Source organism: Streptomyces sp. NPDC050504, from assembly GCF_044458065.1.
Taxonomy (GTDB): domain Bacteria; phylum Actinomycetota; class Actinomycetes; order Streptomycetales; family Streptomycetaceae; genus Streptomyces.
Genome location: NZ_JBITHO010000009.1, coordinates 302723 through 317650, shown reverse-complemented (window position 1 = coordinate 317650; position 14928 = coordinate 302723). Strand labels below are relative to the sequence as shown.

At 72.1% G+C, this 14928-nt stretch carries 11 protein-coding genes; 6 read left to right on the top strand and 5 right to left on the bottom strand.

Features of this window, described 5'->3' with window-relative positions; all coding sequences use genetic code 11:
• Window positions 1–66: 66 nt before the first annotated feature.
• Window positions 67–591, bottom strand: coding sequence for a gamma carbonic anhydrase family protein (locus tag ACIBNE_RS31685; RefSeq protein ID WP_399277658.1), 525 nt, complete (start codon window positions 589–591; stop codon window positions 67–69).
• A 112-nt stretch (window positions 592–703) separates the two neighbouring features.
• On the opposite strand from ACIBNE_RS31685, the gene ACIBNE_RS31680 reads away from it, so the two are divergent.
• Window positions 704–1456 (top strand): acyltransferase, encoded by a 753-nt coding sequence (locus ACIBNE_RS31680; protein WP_399277656.1) that lies wholly within the window; start codon window positions 704–706, stop codon window positions 1454–1456.
• A gap of 16 nt (window positions 1457–1472) precedes the next feature.
• Here ACIBNE_RS31680 and ACIBNE_RS31675 read toward each other — a convergent pair whose 3' ends face one another.
• The gene (locus ACIBNE_RS31675) at window positions 1473–2345 is read right to left on the bottom strand and encodes an EamA family transporter (protein ID WP_399277654.1); all 873 of its coding nucleotides are present in this window, start codon (window positions 2343–2345) and stop codon (window positions 1473–1475) included.
• A 93-nt stretch (window positions 2346–2438) separates the two neighbouring features.
• Between ACIBNE_RS31675 and ACIBNE_RS31670 the strand changes: the two genes are divergently transcribed.
• From ACIBNE_RS31670 to fxsT, 5 genes are all read left to right on the top strand, one after another.
• A complete protein-coding gene (locus tag ACIBNE_RS31670; RefSeq protein ID WP_399277652.1) occupies window positions 2439–3011 on the top strand; it encodes a helix-turn-helix domain-containing protein in 573 nt (190 codons plus the stop codon).
• Between the two features lie 44 nt (window positions 3012–3055).
• Window positions 3056–3610 (top strand): YbaK/EbsC family protein, encoded by a 555-nt coding sequence (locus ACIBNE_RS31665; RefSeq protein ID WP_399277650.1) that lies wholly within the window; start codon window positions 3056–3058, stop codon window positions 3608–3610.
• 567 nt (window positions 3611–4177) lie between these two features.
• Window positions 4178–6742: an FxsB family cyclophane-forming radical SAM/SPASM peptide maturase gene (locus tag ACIBNE_RS31660; RefSeq protein ID WP_399277648.1), complete on the top strand. Its 2565-nt coding sequence runs from the start codon at window positions 4178–4180 to the stop codon at window positions 6740–6742.
• A 188-nt stretch (window positions 6743–6930) separates the two neighbouring features.
• On the top strand, window positions 6931–8199 hold the full coding sequence (locus ACIBNE_RS31655; RefSeq protein ID WP_399277646.1) for a TIR-like protein FxsC: 1269 nt from the start codon (window positions 6931–6933) through the stop codon (window positions 8197–8199).
• A gap of 14 nt (window positions 8200–8213) precedes the next feature.
• Window positions 8214–12158, top strand: a complete 3945-nt coding sequence (gene fxsT / locus ACIBNE_RS31650) for an FxSxx-COOH system tetratricopeptide repeat protein (RefSeq protein ID WP_399277644.1) — start codon at window positions 8214–8216, stop codon at window positions 12156–12158.
• Between the two features lie 67 nt (window positions 12159–12225).
• On the opposite strand, the gene ACIBNE_RS31645 is transcribed toward fxsT, so the two are convergent.
• From ACIBNE_RS31645 to ACIBNE_RS31635, 3 genes are all read right to left on the bottom strand, one after another.
• Window positions 12226–13125 (bottom strand): alpha/beta fold hydrolase, encoded by a 900-nt coding sequence (locus ACIBNE_RS31645; RefSeq protein WP_399277642.1) that lies wholly within the window; start codon window positions 13123–13125, stop codon window positions 12226–12228.
• A gap of 153 nt (window positions 13126–13278) precedes the next feature.
• Window positions 13279–14079 (bottom strand): aminoglycoside N(3)-acetyltransferase, encoded by an 801-nt coding sequence (locus tag ACIBNE_RS31640; RefSeq protein ID WP_399277641.1) that lies wholly within the window; start codon window positions 14077–14079, stop codon window positions 13279–13281.
• Window positions 14080–14514: 435 nt separating this feature from the next.
• Window positions 14515–14922, bottom strand: a complete 408-nt coding sequence (locus tag ACIBNE_RS31635) for a CoA-binding protein (RefSeq protein WP_399277639.1) — start codon at window positions 14920–14922, stop codon at window positions 14515–14517.
• Window positions 14923–14928: the final 6 nt, after the last annotated feature.

Genomic DNA, 14928 nt, shown 5'->3' with positions numbered 1-14928 from the left:
CCCGCGCGGCGGAGCCGCACATCGGGTACGGCCCCGCGCCCCTGTCGGGGCGCGGGGGGATTTGGCTCAGGCGTCCTCTGCGTGGGCCTTTGCCAGGCCCAGGTACATCGCCGCGTTCACCTTGATGCCCTCGCGCTCCTCCTCCGTCAGTTCGCGGCGGACCTTCGCGGGGACTCCCGCCACCAGGGAGCCCGGCGGGACCCGCATGCCCTGGGGGACCAGGGCCTGGGCCGCCACCAGCGAACCCGCTCCGATGTGCGCGCCGTTGAGCACGGTCGCGCCCATGCCGATGAGGACGTCGTCCTCCACCGTGCAGCCGTGCAGCACCGCGTTGTGGCCCACCGAGACGCGGGCGCCGACCGTGACGGGGAAACCCGGGTCGACGTGGACCGTGCAGTTGTCCTGGATGTTGCTGTCGGGGCCCAGCACGATCGGGCCGCAGTCGGCGCGCAGCACCGCGTGGTACCAGACGCTCGCGCCCTCCGCCAGCGTCACCTCGCCGACCACCACGGAGGTCGGCGCGGTGAAGGAACCGGGGTGTATTTCGGGCCGCTTGCCGCCCACGCCCCTGATCAACGCCCGCTCTGCCATGACTCGCTCCTCGCTGTTCCGTGTCGCCGCGTCGCGCCAGGGGAACCGTAAGGGATGAACATCACAGCTCGGCGCGAGGGGTGCCTGAGCAACCGCTGAGTAACGTGAGCGCGTGCCGAAGAACAGAAACACGTTCTCATCCCTCGCCGCCCTGGACGCCTGGCGGCGCCGCGCCGTGACCAGGGCGGTGCACCGGGGCTGGCGGTGGGTGCAGCAGGCCGGGTCGGTGACGGCCGAGCGGCCCGGACGGCTGCGGTTCGGCTCCTTCGGTACGGGCAGCAGGCTCGCGTTCCCGCTCGGCACGGTCTTCGGCGAGCCGTGGATCCACCTCGGCGACCACTGCGTCATCGGCGAGCAGGTCACGCTGACCGCGGGCATGATGCCCGATCTGGACCTCGGCCCCGAGCCGATACTGCGCCTGGGGAACGGCGTGGTGCTCGGCCGCGGCAGCCACGTCATCGCCGACACGACGGTGACCATCGGGGACGACTGCTACTTCGGTCCTTACGTGTACGTCACGTCCACCAACCACAGTTACGACGACCCGCACGAGCCGGTCGGCAAGCAGTGGCCGCGCATGGAGCCGGTGGAGATCGGCCCCGGCTGCTGGATCGGCACCGGAGCGGTGATCCTGCCGGGCGCGCGGCTCGGCCGCAACGTGGTGGTGGCCGCGGGCGCCGTGGTGCGCGGCGAGGTGCCCGACCGGGCCGTCGTCGCGGGCGCGCCCGCCAAGGTCGTGCGGAGCTGGGACCCGGAGCTCGGCTGGCAGCCGCCCCTGCGCACCCCGGCTCCCGTACCGATCCCGGACGGGGTCACCCCCGAGCAGCTGCTGGCCCTCGCGGAGTGGGAGGCCGACGCCGGGTGACCGCCGCGGCCGGCACTCACCCCGTCGCGAGCAGGACCGTGCCGACCAGTGCGAGCCCCGCCCCCGCCGCCTGGACCGTGCGCAGCCGCTCTTTGAGCAGCACCAGCGCGGCGAGGACCGTGACGACGGGGTAGAGGTTGCCGAGTACGGCGGCGACCGTGACCGGACCGTTCTGCGCGGCGATCGCGTACGTGCCGTTGGCGGCGACGTCCGCGAGCCCGACGAACGCCAGGGCGGGCAGCGAGGAGCGGATCAGCCGCACCCCGCCGTGCTCCCGCGCGGGCAGCACCGCGCCGCCCCGCTTCGTCGACGCGTACAGCGCCGCCCCGCCGACCGCCACGTTGGTGACCCGCTGCACGAACAGCGCGAGGAACAGCCCGGTGACGGAGGACGAGGCCTCCGAGATCAGCGCCATCACCGCGCCGAACCCGAACGCGGCGACCAGCGTCAGCACGATCGCCTGCCGCCGCACCGGCGCCCCGCGCAGCTCGGGCCCGCCCGCCAGCACGATCCCGGCCACGGCGACCGCGACGCCCGCGACCTGGAGCACCCCGGGACGCTCGCCGAGCACCAGGCCCACGCCGACCGGCACCGCGACCCCGACCGAACCGAGCGGCGAGACCACCCCCATCGGACCGAGCGCCAGCGCCTTGTAGAAGCAGAGCATCGCCGCGGGGCCGACCGCGCCCGCCGCCACCGCGTACCAGAGCCGCGGCCCGGCCTCGCTCCAGCCGCCCGTGGCGACGACGACCGTGCCGAGCACGGCCACGGCGAGCGTCTGCGAGACGACGACCACGGTGAGCGCCGGGATCCTGCGGGTGAGGAGCCCGCCGCCGAAGTCGGCGAGGCCCCAGAGGAGACTGGTGGCCAGGGCGAACAGTGCGGTCATGCGGAGCCTCGCAGTACAGTGTGTTGAACGTTGGAGTGCAGCACACCGTAGTGCTGTGGCTTGAACTCTGTCATTCAAAATATTGGACGGAATGTGTCGGACCTGGAACTGCTCACCCAGTCGCTCGCCCGCAACGTCAAGCGCTGGCGCACTGAACGGGGATTCACCCTCGACGCCCTGGCGGCGCGCGCCGGGGTGAGCCGGGGCATGGTCATCCAGATCGAGCAGGCGCGGACGAACCCTTCCGTCGGCACGGTCGTGAAGATCGGCGACGCCCTCGGGGTCAGCATCACGACCCTGCTCGACTACGAGCGCGGCCCCAAGGTCAGGATCGTCAGGCCCGAGCAGGCGGTGCGGCTCTGGCACACCGAGGCGGGCAGCCACCACTCGCTGCTCGTCGGCGCAGAGGCGCCGGGGCCGCTGGAGCTGTGGCACTGGCACGTCGCCCCCGGCGACAGCAGCGGCTCGGACGCGCATCCGCCCGGCACCCATGAACTCATCCACGTGACCAAGGGCGTTCTCACCCTGACCGTCGACGGCGTCGAGCACCTCGTGCCCGCGGGCGCGTCCGCCTCCTTCGAGGCCGACGTCCCCCATGTGTACGGCAATCAGGGCTCCGAAGTGCTGGAGATGACGATGGCCGTCTCCGTGCCGCCCGTACGCTGAGACGTCTTGGCGCCGCAGGACGGGGCGTTGTTAGCGTGACGCGCATGCGCGCTCCCATCGGCAGCTTCGACGACGTACGCCCCGCCCTCGACTGCCTCGACGAACTCACCGCCCCGGTCGCCGCGGCCGTCCGCGACTGGAGCGGAGACGTCCCCGCCGACCGGCTGGTCTACGTCGACAGCGACCCCGCGGTCGCCGACACCGACGCGTTCGTCGAGCGCTACGGCCCCGAACTGCTCGACGTCTCCGCCAACTGCGTGGTGATCGCGGGCAAGAGGGGCGGCGAAACCACCCTCGCCGCCTGCCTCGTCCCGTCCCGCGCCCGGGTGGACGTCAACGGAGCCGTACGCAAGCAACTCGGCGCCCGCAAGGCGTCCTTCGCGCCCGTGGAGACCGCTGTCGGCGAGACGGGCATGGAGTACGGCGGCATCACGCCCATCGGGCTGCCCGCGCACTGGCCGCTGCTCGTCGACCCCGCCGTCACCGACCGTCCGTGGGTGCTGATCGGCAGCGGCAGGCGGCGCGGCAAGCTGATCGTGCCGGGCAAGGTCTTCGCGGGGCTGCCCGGCGCCGTGGTGCTCGCGGGGCTCGGCGGCTGAACCCGGTCCGAGGGCCGTTTTCCCGGCCGGGCCGGGGCGATGCGTCGATTTAGCGGAAGGTCTTCACTCATTTGGGTGAATAGGTAGTGGGTTTGCGGAGTCAGCCATACGGTGGCCTAGCGACCATGCCTTGCCTGCTGACAGGTGTCCCCGGGCCAGAACGCCCTTGCGGCTGAACGGCGGAGGGTCCCGGGAGACCGTGGGGGAATCGTGGTGGATGATTCGCGCATGGGGGTGTCCGACACCCCTGTGAAGAAGACGCACATCACCCGAGCCCTTCGGGACTCGGCAGTGCCTGGTCCTGACGGCTTGGGCTGAAATGAAGGTAAGGGACCCGCAGTGGGAAACACCTCCCTCGTCGCAACGGCCACCACGCAGGCGACGGTTCCCGGGCCGCTCGGTCCGGAGCGCGTGCCCCTGGCGGAACTGGCCGCACGGAGAGGGGGATCGTCGGCAGGGATGCCCGACCCCGTCCCGTCGCCCCCTTCCGCCGACAGGGGGCCGGGCCGGATTCCCGTAGCGTTCGTCCAGATCGCCATCTGCATCTGACGCCCCGACTGCACCGCCATGGGTCGGTCCGCTCCTCCACCGGAACCCCCGCCGGCACGGGGGCCCTCACTGAGTCAGTTCGTCCTCAAGGTCCACAGCAGGTGTGATCTCGCCTGCGGCCACCGATCCGTCCATGAGCACGCGGACCGGAGCCGGGCGGGCCGCCCCTTGGCGATGTCCCCGCGCACCGCGGCCGTCGTCGCGCGCAGGATCGCCGAACACGCCGCTGCGCACCGGCCGGAGGCGGTGCGCATCGTGCTCCACGGCTGCGAGCCGCTGCGCGCGGGCCGGGCCGGGCTGCGCGCCGTCGTCGCCGAACTGCACTCCTCCGTCGGCCCCGTGGCCCCCCTCGACATCGGCATCCGCACCAACGGCGCCCTTCTGAACGAACGCTTCTGCGACCTCTTCGCCGAACTGGGCGTCGAGGTCGGCGTGTCCCTCGACGGCGACCGGGCCGCCTACGAGCGCCACCGCGGGTGCGCGGACGGGCGCGGCGGCCACGACGAGGCGCTCCGGGCGGTGGCGCTGCTCAACAGGCCGCGCTACCGCCACCTGTTCGCCGGACTGCTCTGCACCGTGGACGTCCGCAGCGACCCGCACGCGGTCTACGACGCGCTGGTGGCGCTCGATCCGCCCCGCGTGGACTTCCTGCTGCCGCACGCCACGTGGGACGCGCCGCCGCCCAGACCCGAGGGCGCGGGCCCCACTCCGTACGCCGACTGGCTGGGCGCCGTCCACCGGCGCTGGGACGGGCAGGGGCGGCCCGTGCCCGTACGGCTCTTCGAGTCGGTCGACCTGACCCTGCGCGGCGGCGGCAGCCTCACCGAATCGCTCGGACTGGCCCCCGCCGACGTGGTGGTCATCGAAACGGACGGCAGCTACGAACAGGCCGACTCGCTCAAGACCGCCTACGACGGCGCGCCCGCCACGGGCATGGACGTGTGGACCCACTCGCTCGACGAGGTCGCCGCCCACCCCGGCACGGCCGCCCGCAGGCAGGGCCTCCGGGGGCTCTGCGCCACCTGCCGCGCCTGCCCCGTCGTGCACCTCTGCGGCGGCGGCCTCTACGCCCACCGGTACCGCGGCGACGGCAGCGGCTTCGACAACCCGTCCGTCTTCTGCCCCGACCTCCTCGCACTCGTCGAGGACATCAGGAACCGCACCGCCCCCTCCCCCCAGGCCCGGGAGCCCGACATCACCGACGCCCAACTGGCCGAACTCGCCACAGGACTGGGCGGCGGGGAGACCGTCGAACGGCTCGCCGAACGGCAGCTCCAGATCAACCGCGACCTGCTGGCCGAGGTGTGGGCCCGCAGCAGGTCGGCCGCCGCCTCCCCGGGCGCGGCCGCCTGGGAACTGCTCGTGGAGCTCGACGCGTCGGCGCCGGGCTCCGTGGACCGCGTCCTGGCCCATCCGTACGTAAGGCCCTGGATGGTCCGCTGCCTCCAAGAGGGCGACGCGACGGGGGAGTCGACGCGGCGGGGGCTCGCCGAGGTCGCTGCGGCTGCCGCCCTGCACGCGGGCCACGACGGCCTCGTCACCGTCCCCGTCCACGACGGAGTGCTGCGCCTGCCGACCCTCGGCGCCCTGTGGCTCGACGACACGGAGGGGGAGCCGGGAGCGTACGGCGAGGTGTCCGTTGCCGGGGACGGTGCCGGATTCCGGGTCCTGGGCCCGGGTGGCGAACTCCTCACCCGCGTACGGTGGAAGGACGACCGTGCCGACAGCGTCGGAGGGATCGGCGTCTGGCAGCCCCTGCGCCGGATCGGGCCGGACGGCTGGCCCCTCGTCCTGGAGGACACCGACCCCTGGCGCGACGTCCACGAGTGGCCCCCCGCCCCGCGCCTGACCCCGGACGGGTGCCGCGCCTGGGCGCGGGAGGCCGCCGCGGCCTGGGAGTGGATCCGCCACCGGCTCCCCGGCTACGCGCCGGGCGTGGCCGCGGGACTGCGCGCCATCACGCCGCTGTGCGCGTCCGACGGGTTCGACGTCAGTGCCGCGGCCCGGCACTCCTTCGGGGCCGTGGGCATCGCGCGGCCCGCGTCGCCCGAGGTGCTCGCCTCGCTGATCGTCCATGAGTTCCAGCACGTCAAACTGGGCGCCGTACTCGACCTGGTCGACCTCTTCGACCCGTCGGACGAACGCCTGTTCTACGCGCCGTGGCGGCCCGACCCGAGGCCGCTCGAAGGGCTGCTCCAGGGGACGTACGCACATCTCGCCGTGATCGACTTCTGGCTCGCCCGTCAGCGCCAGGCCGAGGGCGGCGGCGCGAGCGGGGGCGGGGGCGGTGGCGCGGAGGCGCGGGGCGGCGCGTACGCCGGGCCGGGGGCGGGCGCCCGGCAGGAAGCGGCGGCCCTGGAAGCCGCCGCGCACTTCGCCCGCTGGCGCGACCAGACCGCCGAGGCGGTCGAGACGCTGGCCGGATCGGGCTCCCTCACCGCAGAGGGCGAGCGCTTCGTGGCCGGCATGCGGTCCGCCGTCGGGGAACGGCTCGCCGTGCCGGTGGACCCGCGCGCACGGGCGGAGGGCCGGGCCGCCGCCCTGCGGCACCGCAGGGCCTGGGAGAGCGACCGTATCCATTGACGATCAATAGACGATCAATAAAAGACAGCCGGAAACGGTAGTTGACGGGCGGAGGGCGACGGCTGACCGTCCGTGTCCGAACCCGGCCCGGGGAAAACCGGGCGGGAACGATGTGTTCGTTCTGTTCCCCGGGAGAAGGAGCGCTTCCTACACTGGGAAGCCAACGACAGTGAGCCGGGGGGACGGCCTTGGCGGATTTTGTTACGTCCGGCGGCGACAGGAATCCGTATTTCTTCCTGAGCTATGCCCACACTCCCAGGAATGACCCGGGAGACGCTGATCCCAACGCCTGGGTGAAGAAGCTGTACACGGACCTGTGCGCGGACATCCTGCAGATGACCACGCTGCCTCCCGGGGTGCAGGCGGGGTTCATGGACCAGGGGATGCACGTCGGGGAGAAATGGCCGGACCGGCTCTCGGAGATGCTGGCCCGCTGCAAGGTCTTCATCCCCCTGTATTCGCCCCGCTATTTCGAGAGCGAGCAGTGCGGCCGGGAGTGGTGGGTGTTCTCCCAGCGGCAGGCCGATCAACAGGTGCGCAGTTACGGCAGGTCCCCCGGCGCGATCATTCCGGCCCTCTGGGTCCCGGTCGCCCCCGCCGAACTCCCGCAGCCGGCCAAGGACCTCCAGTTCCAGCACGAGGAGTTCGGCAGGGACTACGCGGACGAGGGCTTCTACGGACTGATCAAACTCTCCTACTTCCAGAAGGAGTACGAGAAGGCGGTCTACCAGCTCGCCAAGCGCATCGTACGGGTGGCCCGCGAGAGCGCCCTGGAGGAGAGCGAGCCCCTGCGCCAGTACGAGTCGCTGCCCAGCTCCTTCGGCGGGCACTCCCGGCAGTTCGACGTGACGGTCCTCGCCTGCTCGCGCGCCGACCTGCCGAAGGACCGGTCGGCCGACTGCTACGGACAGCTGCCGCAGGACTGGAACCCGTACCACCCGCACTCCACCAGACCCCTGAGCGAGCACGCCGCGTCCCTGGTCGGCAACCTCAACTACCAGGTCCACGTGGGCGACTTCGAGTGGGACGCCGAGCGGATGCTGGAGGCGGGCCCGCCCCGGGCTCCCGGACTGCTGCTGCTCGACCGCTGGGCGCTCGACTCCCCGCAGCGCAGGGAGATCCTGCACCGGCTCTGCTCCCGCAAGCGCCCCTGGATCAGCGTCATGGTCCCGTGGAACGCCGACGACCCGGTACCGCCCGGACGCGAGGCCGAGCTGAGGTCGCTCACCGAGAGCCTGCTCGCACCGCGCACCGCCGAGGGCTCGGGACACCGGTCCGTCAACGGCGGCATCCCCAACCTTCCCGCGTTCGGGACCGAGTTACCGGCCGCCGTGCGGCAGGCCGCCGACTACTACGCCGCACACGCCAAGACCTATCCCCCCGAGGGGGAGCCGAGCGCACGACCCCGGGTGAGGGGGCCGGAGGACCTCGGCCGCCGCGTCGACGAGCGGGACTGACGGAGGGCATCTCGATGACCGATCGCAATGGCACCGTGATCACGTTCTACTCGTACAAGGGCGGCACGGGACGGACGATGGCGCTCGCCAACGTCGCCTGGATCCTCGCGTCCAACGGCCACCGCGTCCTGACCGTCGACTGGGACCTCGAAGCACCCGGCCTGCACCGCTTCTTCCACCCCTTCCTCGACCCCGTCCTGCTCCGCGCCACCCCCGGGCTCATCAACCTCATCGACGACTACCGACAGGAGGCGTTACGAGAGGTCCCGGGACGCGCACCCGACTGGCACCGCTCCTATGCCCGGGTGCGCCCGCACGCCATGTCCGTCAACTGGCCCTTCCCGGAAGGCGGCAGCCTCGACTTCCTCTCCGCGGGGCAGCGCCAGCGCGACTACTCCATCGTCGGCAACATGGACTGGGACCTCTTCTACGCCAGCTACGGCGGCGGCCAGTTCTTCGACGCGATGCGCGCCGACATGCAGCGCTACTACGACTACACCCTCATCGACAGCCGTACGGGACTCAGCGACCTCGCCGACATCTGCACCGTACAGATGCCGCAGACCCTCGTCGTCTGCTTCACGCTCAGCGACCAGAGCATCGAGGGCGCGGCGGCCGTCGCCCACGACATCGGGGACCGCTACCGGGACCGGGGCATCCGCATCCTGCCGGTGGCGATGCGCATCGACTACGGCGAGAAGGACAAGGTCGACGCGGGCCGTGCGCTTGCCAGGGAGCGCTTCACCGGGCTGCCGCTCGGCCTGGAGGGGGAGGAACTCGCGGAGTACTGGGGCTCGGTGGAGATCCCGTACCGCCCGTTCTACGCGTACGAGGAGATCCTCGCCGCGTTCGGCGACGCGCCCAAGGTGGCCAGCTCCATGCTGACCTCCTGCGAACGCCTCACCTCCGTCGTCACGGAGGGCCGGATCACCAGCCTGCCGCCGGTGGGCGAGCCCAAGCGCATGCAGTACGTCCACGCCTACACCAGGCGCCGCCCCGCCCAGCTCTCCAAGCTGCTGCTCTACTACGTGTCCGAGGACCGCATGTGGGCCGACTGGCTCACCGACGTGCTCGCCCGCTCGGGCTTCCCCGTCGAACCGGTCGACGTCCGCACGCCGGGCGAGGCGGGCGAGGGACGGGACGACGCCGCGGACGCGCACGTGCTCGGCGTGGTCTCCCAGTCGTTCATCAACTCCCGTACCGCCAGGGGAGCCTGGGAGGCCGTCGCGGGCCTGGGCGGCGAGGGGAGGCCCCGGGTGACGCCCGTACGGGTCAGCGACATCCGCCTCGCGCACCCCTACACCGGACGGGGCCTCATCGACCTGGTGCGCCTGGACGAGGCGGGCGCGGTCCGCGCACTGCTCACCGGACTCGACAGGACCGAAGCGCTGGGCACGCCCGGCATCGGCACCGCGGCCGTCAGGTTCCCCGAGACCAGCCCGCAGGTGAACAACGTCAGGCCCCGCTACAAGTGGTTCACGGGCCGCGCCTCCGTCCTCGACAGGCTCCGCAACCAACTGGGCGGGGACGCGCCGTCGGAACAGCGGATGCCCCAGGTGCTGTACGGGCTCGGCGGCGTCGGCAAGACCCAGCTCGTACGCGAGTACGCGCACCGCTTCAAGGCCGACTACGACCTGGTCTGGTGGATCGAGGTGGAACAGCCCGACATGGTCGTGCCCTCCTTCGCCGAACTGGCCGGGCGGATGAAGCTCGGCGGCGGCGGCGACGTGGCGGAGGCGGCGAGGTCCGCGCTCCAGGCGCTGCGCGAGGGCGCGCCGTACGCCCGCTGGCTGTTGATCCTCGACAACGTCGAGGACCTGGACCGGGCGCTGGAGACGTTCCCCGACGAGACCGGGCCCCTGCCCGAGGGCGTCTACGGGCACGTCCTCGTCACCTGCCGGGCCAAACCCACCTCGCCCCTGGTGCAGCCCGTCGAGGTGGAGGTCTTCACCCGCGAGGAGAGCGTCGAACTGCTGTGCCGCAGGGTGTCGGGGCTGCACGTGCGCGACGCCGACCGGGTCGCCGACGCGGTGGGCGACCTGCCGCTGGCCATCGAGGTGGCGGCGGCCTGGCTGGAGGCGACCGCGACCCCGGTCGACGAGTACGTCGAACAGCTCAAGGAGCACGGCACCAAGGTCCTCTCCGTGAAGGAGGCCATGAACGCGGTCGAGTACCCCGAGTCGGTGGGCGCGACCTGGAACATCTCCATCGCGCGGCTGCGCCAGGAGTCCAAGGCCGCCGCCCGGCTGCTGGAGCTCTGTTCGTTCTTCGCCGCCGAGCCGATCTCCATGAGCCTCATCGGCAGCGACTCGATGATCAAGGCTCTGCTGCCGTACGACGCCGACCTGCGCGACCGCTACATGCTGGGCAAGGTCACCCAGGCGCTGAACCGCTTCGCCCTGGCCAAGGTGGACCCCGCCGACAACAGCATCCAGGTCCACCGGCTCGTCCAGGCGGCCGTCCGCTCCGGGCTCAGCGAGTCCGAGCAGGAGGAGACGATGCACGAGGTGCACCGCATCCTCGCCGAGGCACGACCGCCCGAGGGCTCCGTGGACGACCCGGCCAACTGGCCCAAGTTCGAGCTGATCTGGCCGCACCTGGGCCCCTCCAACGTCAGGACCTGCGACGAGGAGGAGCCGCGCCAACTGCTCGTCGACCGCATCCGCTACCTGTGGAAGCGCGGCGACCTGCACAGCGCCCGCTCCCTCGGCGTCCAGCTCAACGACTTCTGGACCAACGAACTGCTCGGCGGCGGTGACAAGCAGACCCTCAACCTCCGCTTCGAGCTGGCCAACGTGCTGCGCTCGCAGGGGCAGTACCAGGAAGCCTGGACGATGGACGAGGGCACCCTGGCCAAACAGACCGAGGTGCTGCACGAGGGCCACCCCAGCATCCTGATCACCTCGGGCAGCGTGGCGGCCGACCACCGGGCCCTGGGGCGCTTCCACGAGGCGCTGGCCATGGACCTCAAGAACTACCAGGGCTTCCGGGAGATCTTCGGCGAGGACCACCCCAGGACCCTGGCGTCGGCCAACAACCTCGCCATCGACTTCCGCCTGACCGGCGACAGCGAGGCCGCGCGGCGGCTCGACGACGACACCGTGCGGCGCAGGACCGCACTGCTCGGCCCGCTGCACCCGTACACCCTGATCACCAAGGGGCACCTCGCGCGCGACCTGCGGGAGCTGGGCGACTACACCAGCTCCGTGCAGATCCTGCGGGAGGTGAGCGACGCCTTCCAGCAGGTGTTCAACCCCGACGTGCCCGAGGTGCTGCGCACGGCCAAGAGCCTGGCGGTCTCGCTGCGCAAGGCGGGGCAGTACGCGGAGGCGCGGCGCCTCACCGAAGTCACCTACGCCCGCTACCGCGACCGGTACGGCACGACCATCCCCGAAGGGCTGGCCTGCGGACTCAACCTCGCGGCCGACCAGTTCGTGGCGGGCGAGCACCCGCAGGCGTACGCACTGGCCACCGAGGTGCTGGAGGGGTACCGGGCGACCTTCGGCACCGACCACCCCTTCACCATGCTGTGCATCGGCAACACCGCCATCTACCAGCGGGCGCTCGGCGAGGCCGGCGAGGCGGCGCGGCACGCGGAGTTCGCCCGTGCGGCGCTCGCACGGGCGCTGGGCGACGAGCATCCGTTCGCCCTCTGCGCGGCGATCAACCTGGCCAACGCACTGGGCGACCTGGGCGACCTGGAACGCACCGAGGAGTGGGAGCGGGCGGTGATCAAAGGGCTGCGCAAGAGGTTCGGACCCGACCATCCGGACGTGCTGGTCTGCCGCTCCAACCTCGCGGTCACGCTGCGCGCGGCGGGGCGGGGGGAGGAGGCCCAGCGGCTGTGGCAGGACGTGCTGGGCAACGCGCCGCACGTGCTGGGCGAAACGCATCCGGTGACCGACGCGATCAGGGCCCGGCGGCGGGTCAGCCGGGACCTTGAGCCCCAGCAGATCTGACGGGGCGGGTGGTTCGGTTCGGTTCGGTTCGAGGCTGGGGCGTGGGGCGTGGGGCCGCGGTGTCGTCTCAGTGCGTCCTGGACGCCGTCGAGGGCCGCGGGTGCTGGCGGATGGCCCAGCTCAGCACCCGCGTCAGCACCCGCAGCGCGCCGAAGTGCGCGGCACCGCGCTCCACCGTCAGCTCGGAGCCCGGGATGTGCTCGGCCAGCCAGCGGGTGTGCTGGACCGGCGCGAAGATGTCGTCCTCGCCGTGCCACAGGTAGACCGGCGCGCTGATGTCCGCGAGCTCGAAGCCCCAACCGGTGCTGAACGCCATCACGTCGTCCACCCAGCCGTCCGCCGAACTGCGCAGCCCCTCGGCGAAGTTCCGCTCCAGCATGGACTGGATCCCCGCGTCGGCGACGATCGTGCGGTCCGACTCGGGGAGCCGGTCGCGCAGTTCGGCGATGGACGCGGCGAGGTCGGCCGTGATGGACCTGGAGCGCCGGCCGAGGGTCGCCGTCAGCCGACGGCGCCCGACCGCCGCGTTGTGGTACTCGCGTACGTTCGACTCCGTCATTCCCTCGAACCAGTCGAGCCCGGGGGCGTCCTGCGGCGCGATGGGGACCAGTGCGGCGGCCCGCGTGACCCGCTCGGGCATCAGCGCCGCGCAGGCCAGCGCGTGCGGCGCGCCGCCCGACCGGCCGACCACCGCGAAGTCCCTGATCCCCAGCGCGTCGGCGATCGTGCGGACGTCGGCGGCTCCGTCGCCGACCCTGCGGTCGCTCAGCCGGTCCGAACCGCCGTACCCGGGCCGGTCGAAGGCGAGCAGCCGCACCCCGAGCCGGTACAGCACGGAGGGGCGCGGTGCGGGGCCCAGCCTGCTGCCCGGCGTGCCGTGCAGCAGGAAGACCGGCCTGCCGTGCGGGCTCCCGTACTGTTCCACGGCGAGGCTCCGCCCGTCCGCGGTACGAATCAGCTCCCCCAAGGCGATGCCTCCCCCGTACGTCGTGCGCTCGGCACGCGGCAAGTATGGGCGCCCGTCAGTGGGTTGGTACAGACCCCGGACGGTTCCGGACGGCGGAGGGCGACGCGGCGACGGACGGGAACGCGACGACGGACGGGAAGGCGGCGACGGGCCCTACGGGGTGCGGTGCGTGGGCATCCACCGCACCGCGAAGTCCACCGCGTCCGGGAGGCCCAGCAGCCGGCAGTGCGCCTCGCCCACCTGTCCGGCGCGCACCGCGCCCGGCACCTCGCGCTCGAAGTCGGCGCCCAGCGCCGCGAAGTCCGAGTCGTCCAGCACGACGTCCCAGTAGGTCCACCAGGTGCGCGCGCCCCCCTCGGTGATCACACAGCTGTAGTTGCGGTACGGCGCCGAGGGCACCCGGTACTCCGCGAGGTGGAACGCCGTACAGCGGTCGTAGCCGGTGCCGAGCAGCAGCACCTGTGCGTCCAGTTCGTACAGTCGGGCGAGTGGTGAGTCCTCGCCCAGGTGGCAGTCGGGGCGGTGGGCAGAGGCGATCTTCTCCGCGTACGGCCCCAGCGCCGCGAACGACGTCTGGGGGTGGTCGCTGCGCAGTGCTTCGCGGGACAGCCGGACCGTCTCCGACAGGACGCCCATCAGCGGCGCGGGGGTGGATCCCGCGTCGAAGGGCGGCATGGTCTCCCGCACCCGCTGGACGCCCGCCTCGTCGAGCCCGGCGACGCGCTTGCGGAACTCGGGAGAGGAGTCGGAGTTGTCCGTGGTGAACGAGGGGACCACCAGGGTCCCGGTGGGGCCGACGGCGGCGAGCAGGGCGCGGAGCACGGTGTCGGCGCCGCCCGTCGGACGGCCCAGCGCACGCAGCGACGCGTGCACCATGAGGACGCCCCCCTCCGTCACTCCCAGGGCGCGGAGTTGGGACGTCAACAGCTCTTCGGTGGTGCAGGGCACGGACAAGTGGGCTCGGGTCCTCCGGTCGCCGGGGCAGTTCCCGGATGCTACCCACCGGATTGTCCTCTCCGAAGGGCTTGGGTAAAAGGTGAACTCATGCCCGATCCGTGTGTCATGGGCCGTGTCCGGCCACCGCCCCCGCCCTCACCGCTTCGACGGCGCAGGACCGCAGCAGGGAGTGGAAGACCGCCCGCCGACCCGCGGAGAGGGCTTGGCAGGAGGGGACGGTCGCCCGGTGGTCGGCGGACCTGGCGGAACTCCAGGTGCTGGGGGGACTCCGCGGAGTTGGCCGCTTCCAGCTGCCGCGCGGCGGCCTCCAGGGACCGCGCGGCGTTCTCCAGGGACAGGGAGCCGAGCCGTGGCGTCACCACCGTCTGCTTCCCGGTCCTCGCCGCCACGCCGATCCAGCCGTTCGCGAAGTGCGACGGCAGGGTCTTCGGGTCAGCCCAGCCGGGGGATCTCGATCGCCGGGCAGCGGTCCATCACCATGTCCAGACCGGCCGCGCGCGTCCGTTCGTACGCGCCGTCGTCGATCACCCCGAGCTGGAACCAGACGGCCTTGGCGCCCGCCGCGACCGCCTCGTCGGCCACCGCGCCCGCCAGCGAACTGTTCACGAAGACGTCCACGACGTCCACGGGGAACGGGATGTCGGCGAGGGATGCGTACCCCTGTTCGCCGTGGACCGTCTCGGCCTTGGGATGGACCGGCACCACCCGCTTGCCGAAGCGCTTGAGCACGTCGGCGACCCCGTACGCCGCCCGCGCCTCGTTGTTCGACAGGCCCACCACGGCCCACGTGTCGCCGGTGTCCTTGAGGATCCTGCGGATCGTCTCTGCGTCTGCGTACATGCCGGG

Coding starts and splice junctions, on each gene's coding strand:
- ACIBNE_RS31685 (WP_399277658.1), bottom strand. CDS start 591: ATGGCAGAGCGGGCGTTGATCAGGGGCGTGGGCGGCAAGCGGCCCGAA.
- ACIBNE_RS31675 (WP_399277654.1), bottom strand. CDS start 2,345: ATGACCGCACTGTTCGCCCTGGCCACCAGTCTCCTCTGGGGCCTCGCC.
- ACIBNE_RS31665 (WP_399277650.1), top strand. CDS start 3,056: ATGCGCGCTCCCATCGGCAGCTTCGACGACGTACGCCCCGCCCTCGAC.
- ACIBNE_RS31660 (WP_399277648.1), top strand. CDS start 4,178: ATGGGTCGGTCCGCTCCTCCACCGGAACCCCCGCCGGCACGGGGGCCC.
- fxsT (WP_399277644.1), top strand. CDS start 8,214: ATGACCGATCGCAATGGCACCGTGATCACGTTCTACTCGTACAAGGGC.
- ACIBNE_RS31635 (WP_399277639.1), bottom strand. CDS start 14,922: ATGTACGCAGACGCAGAGACGATCCGCAGGATCCTCAAGGACACCGGC.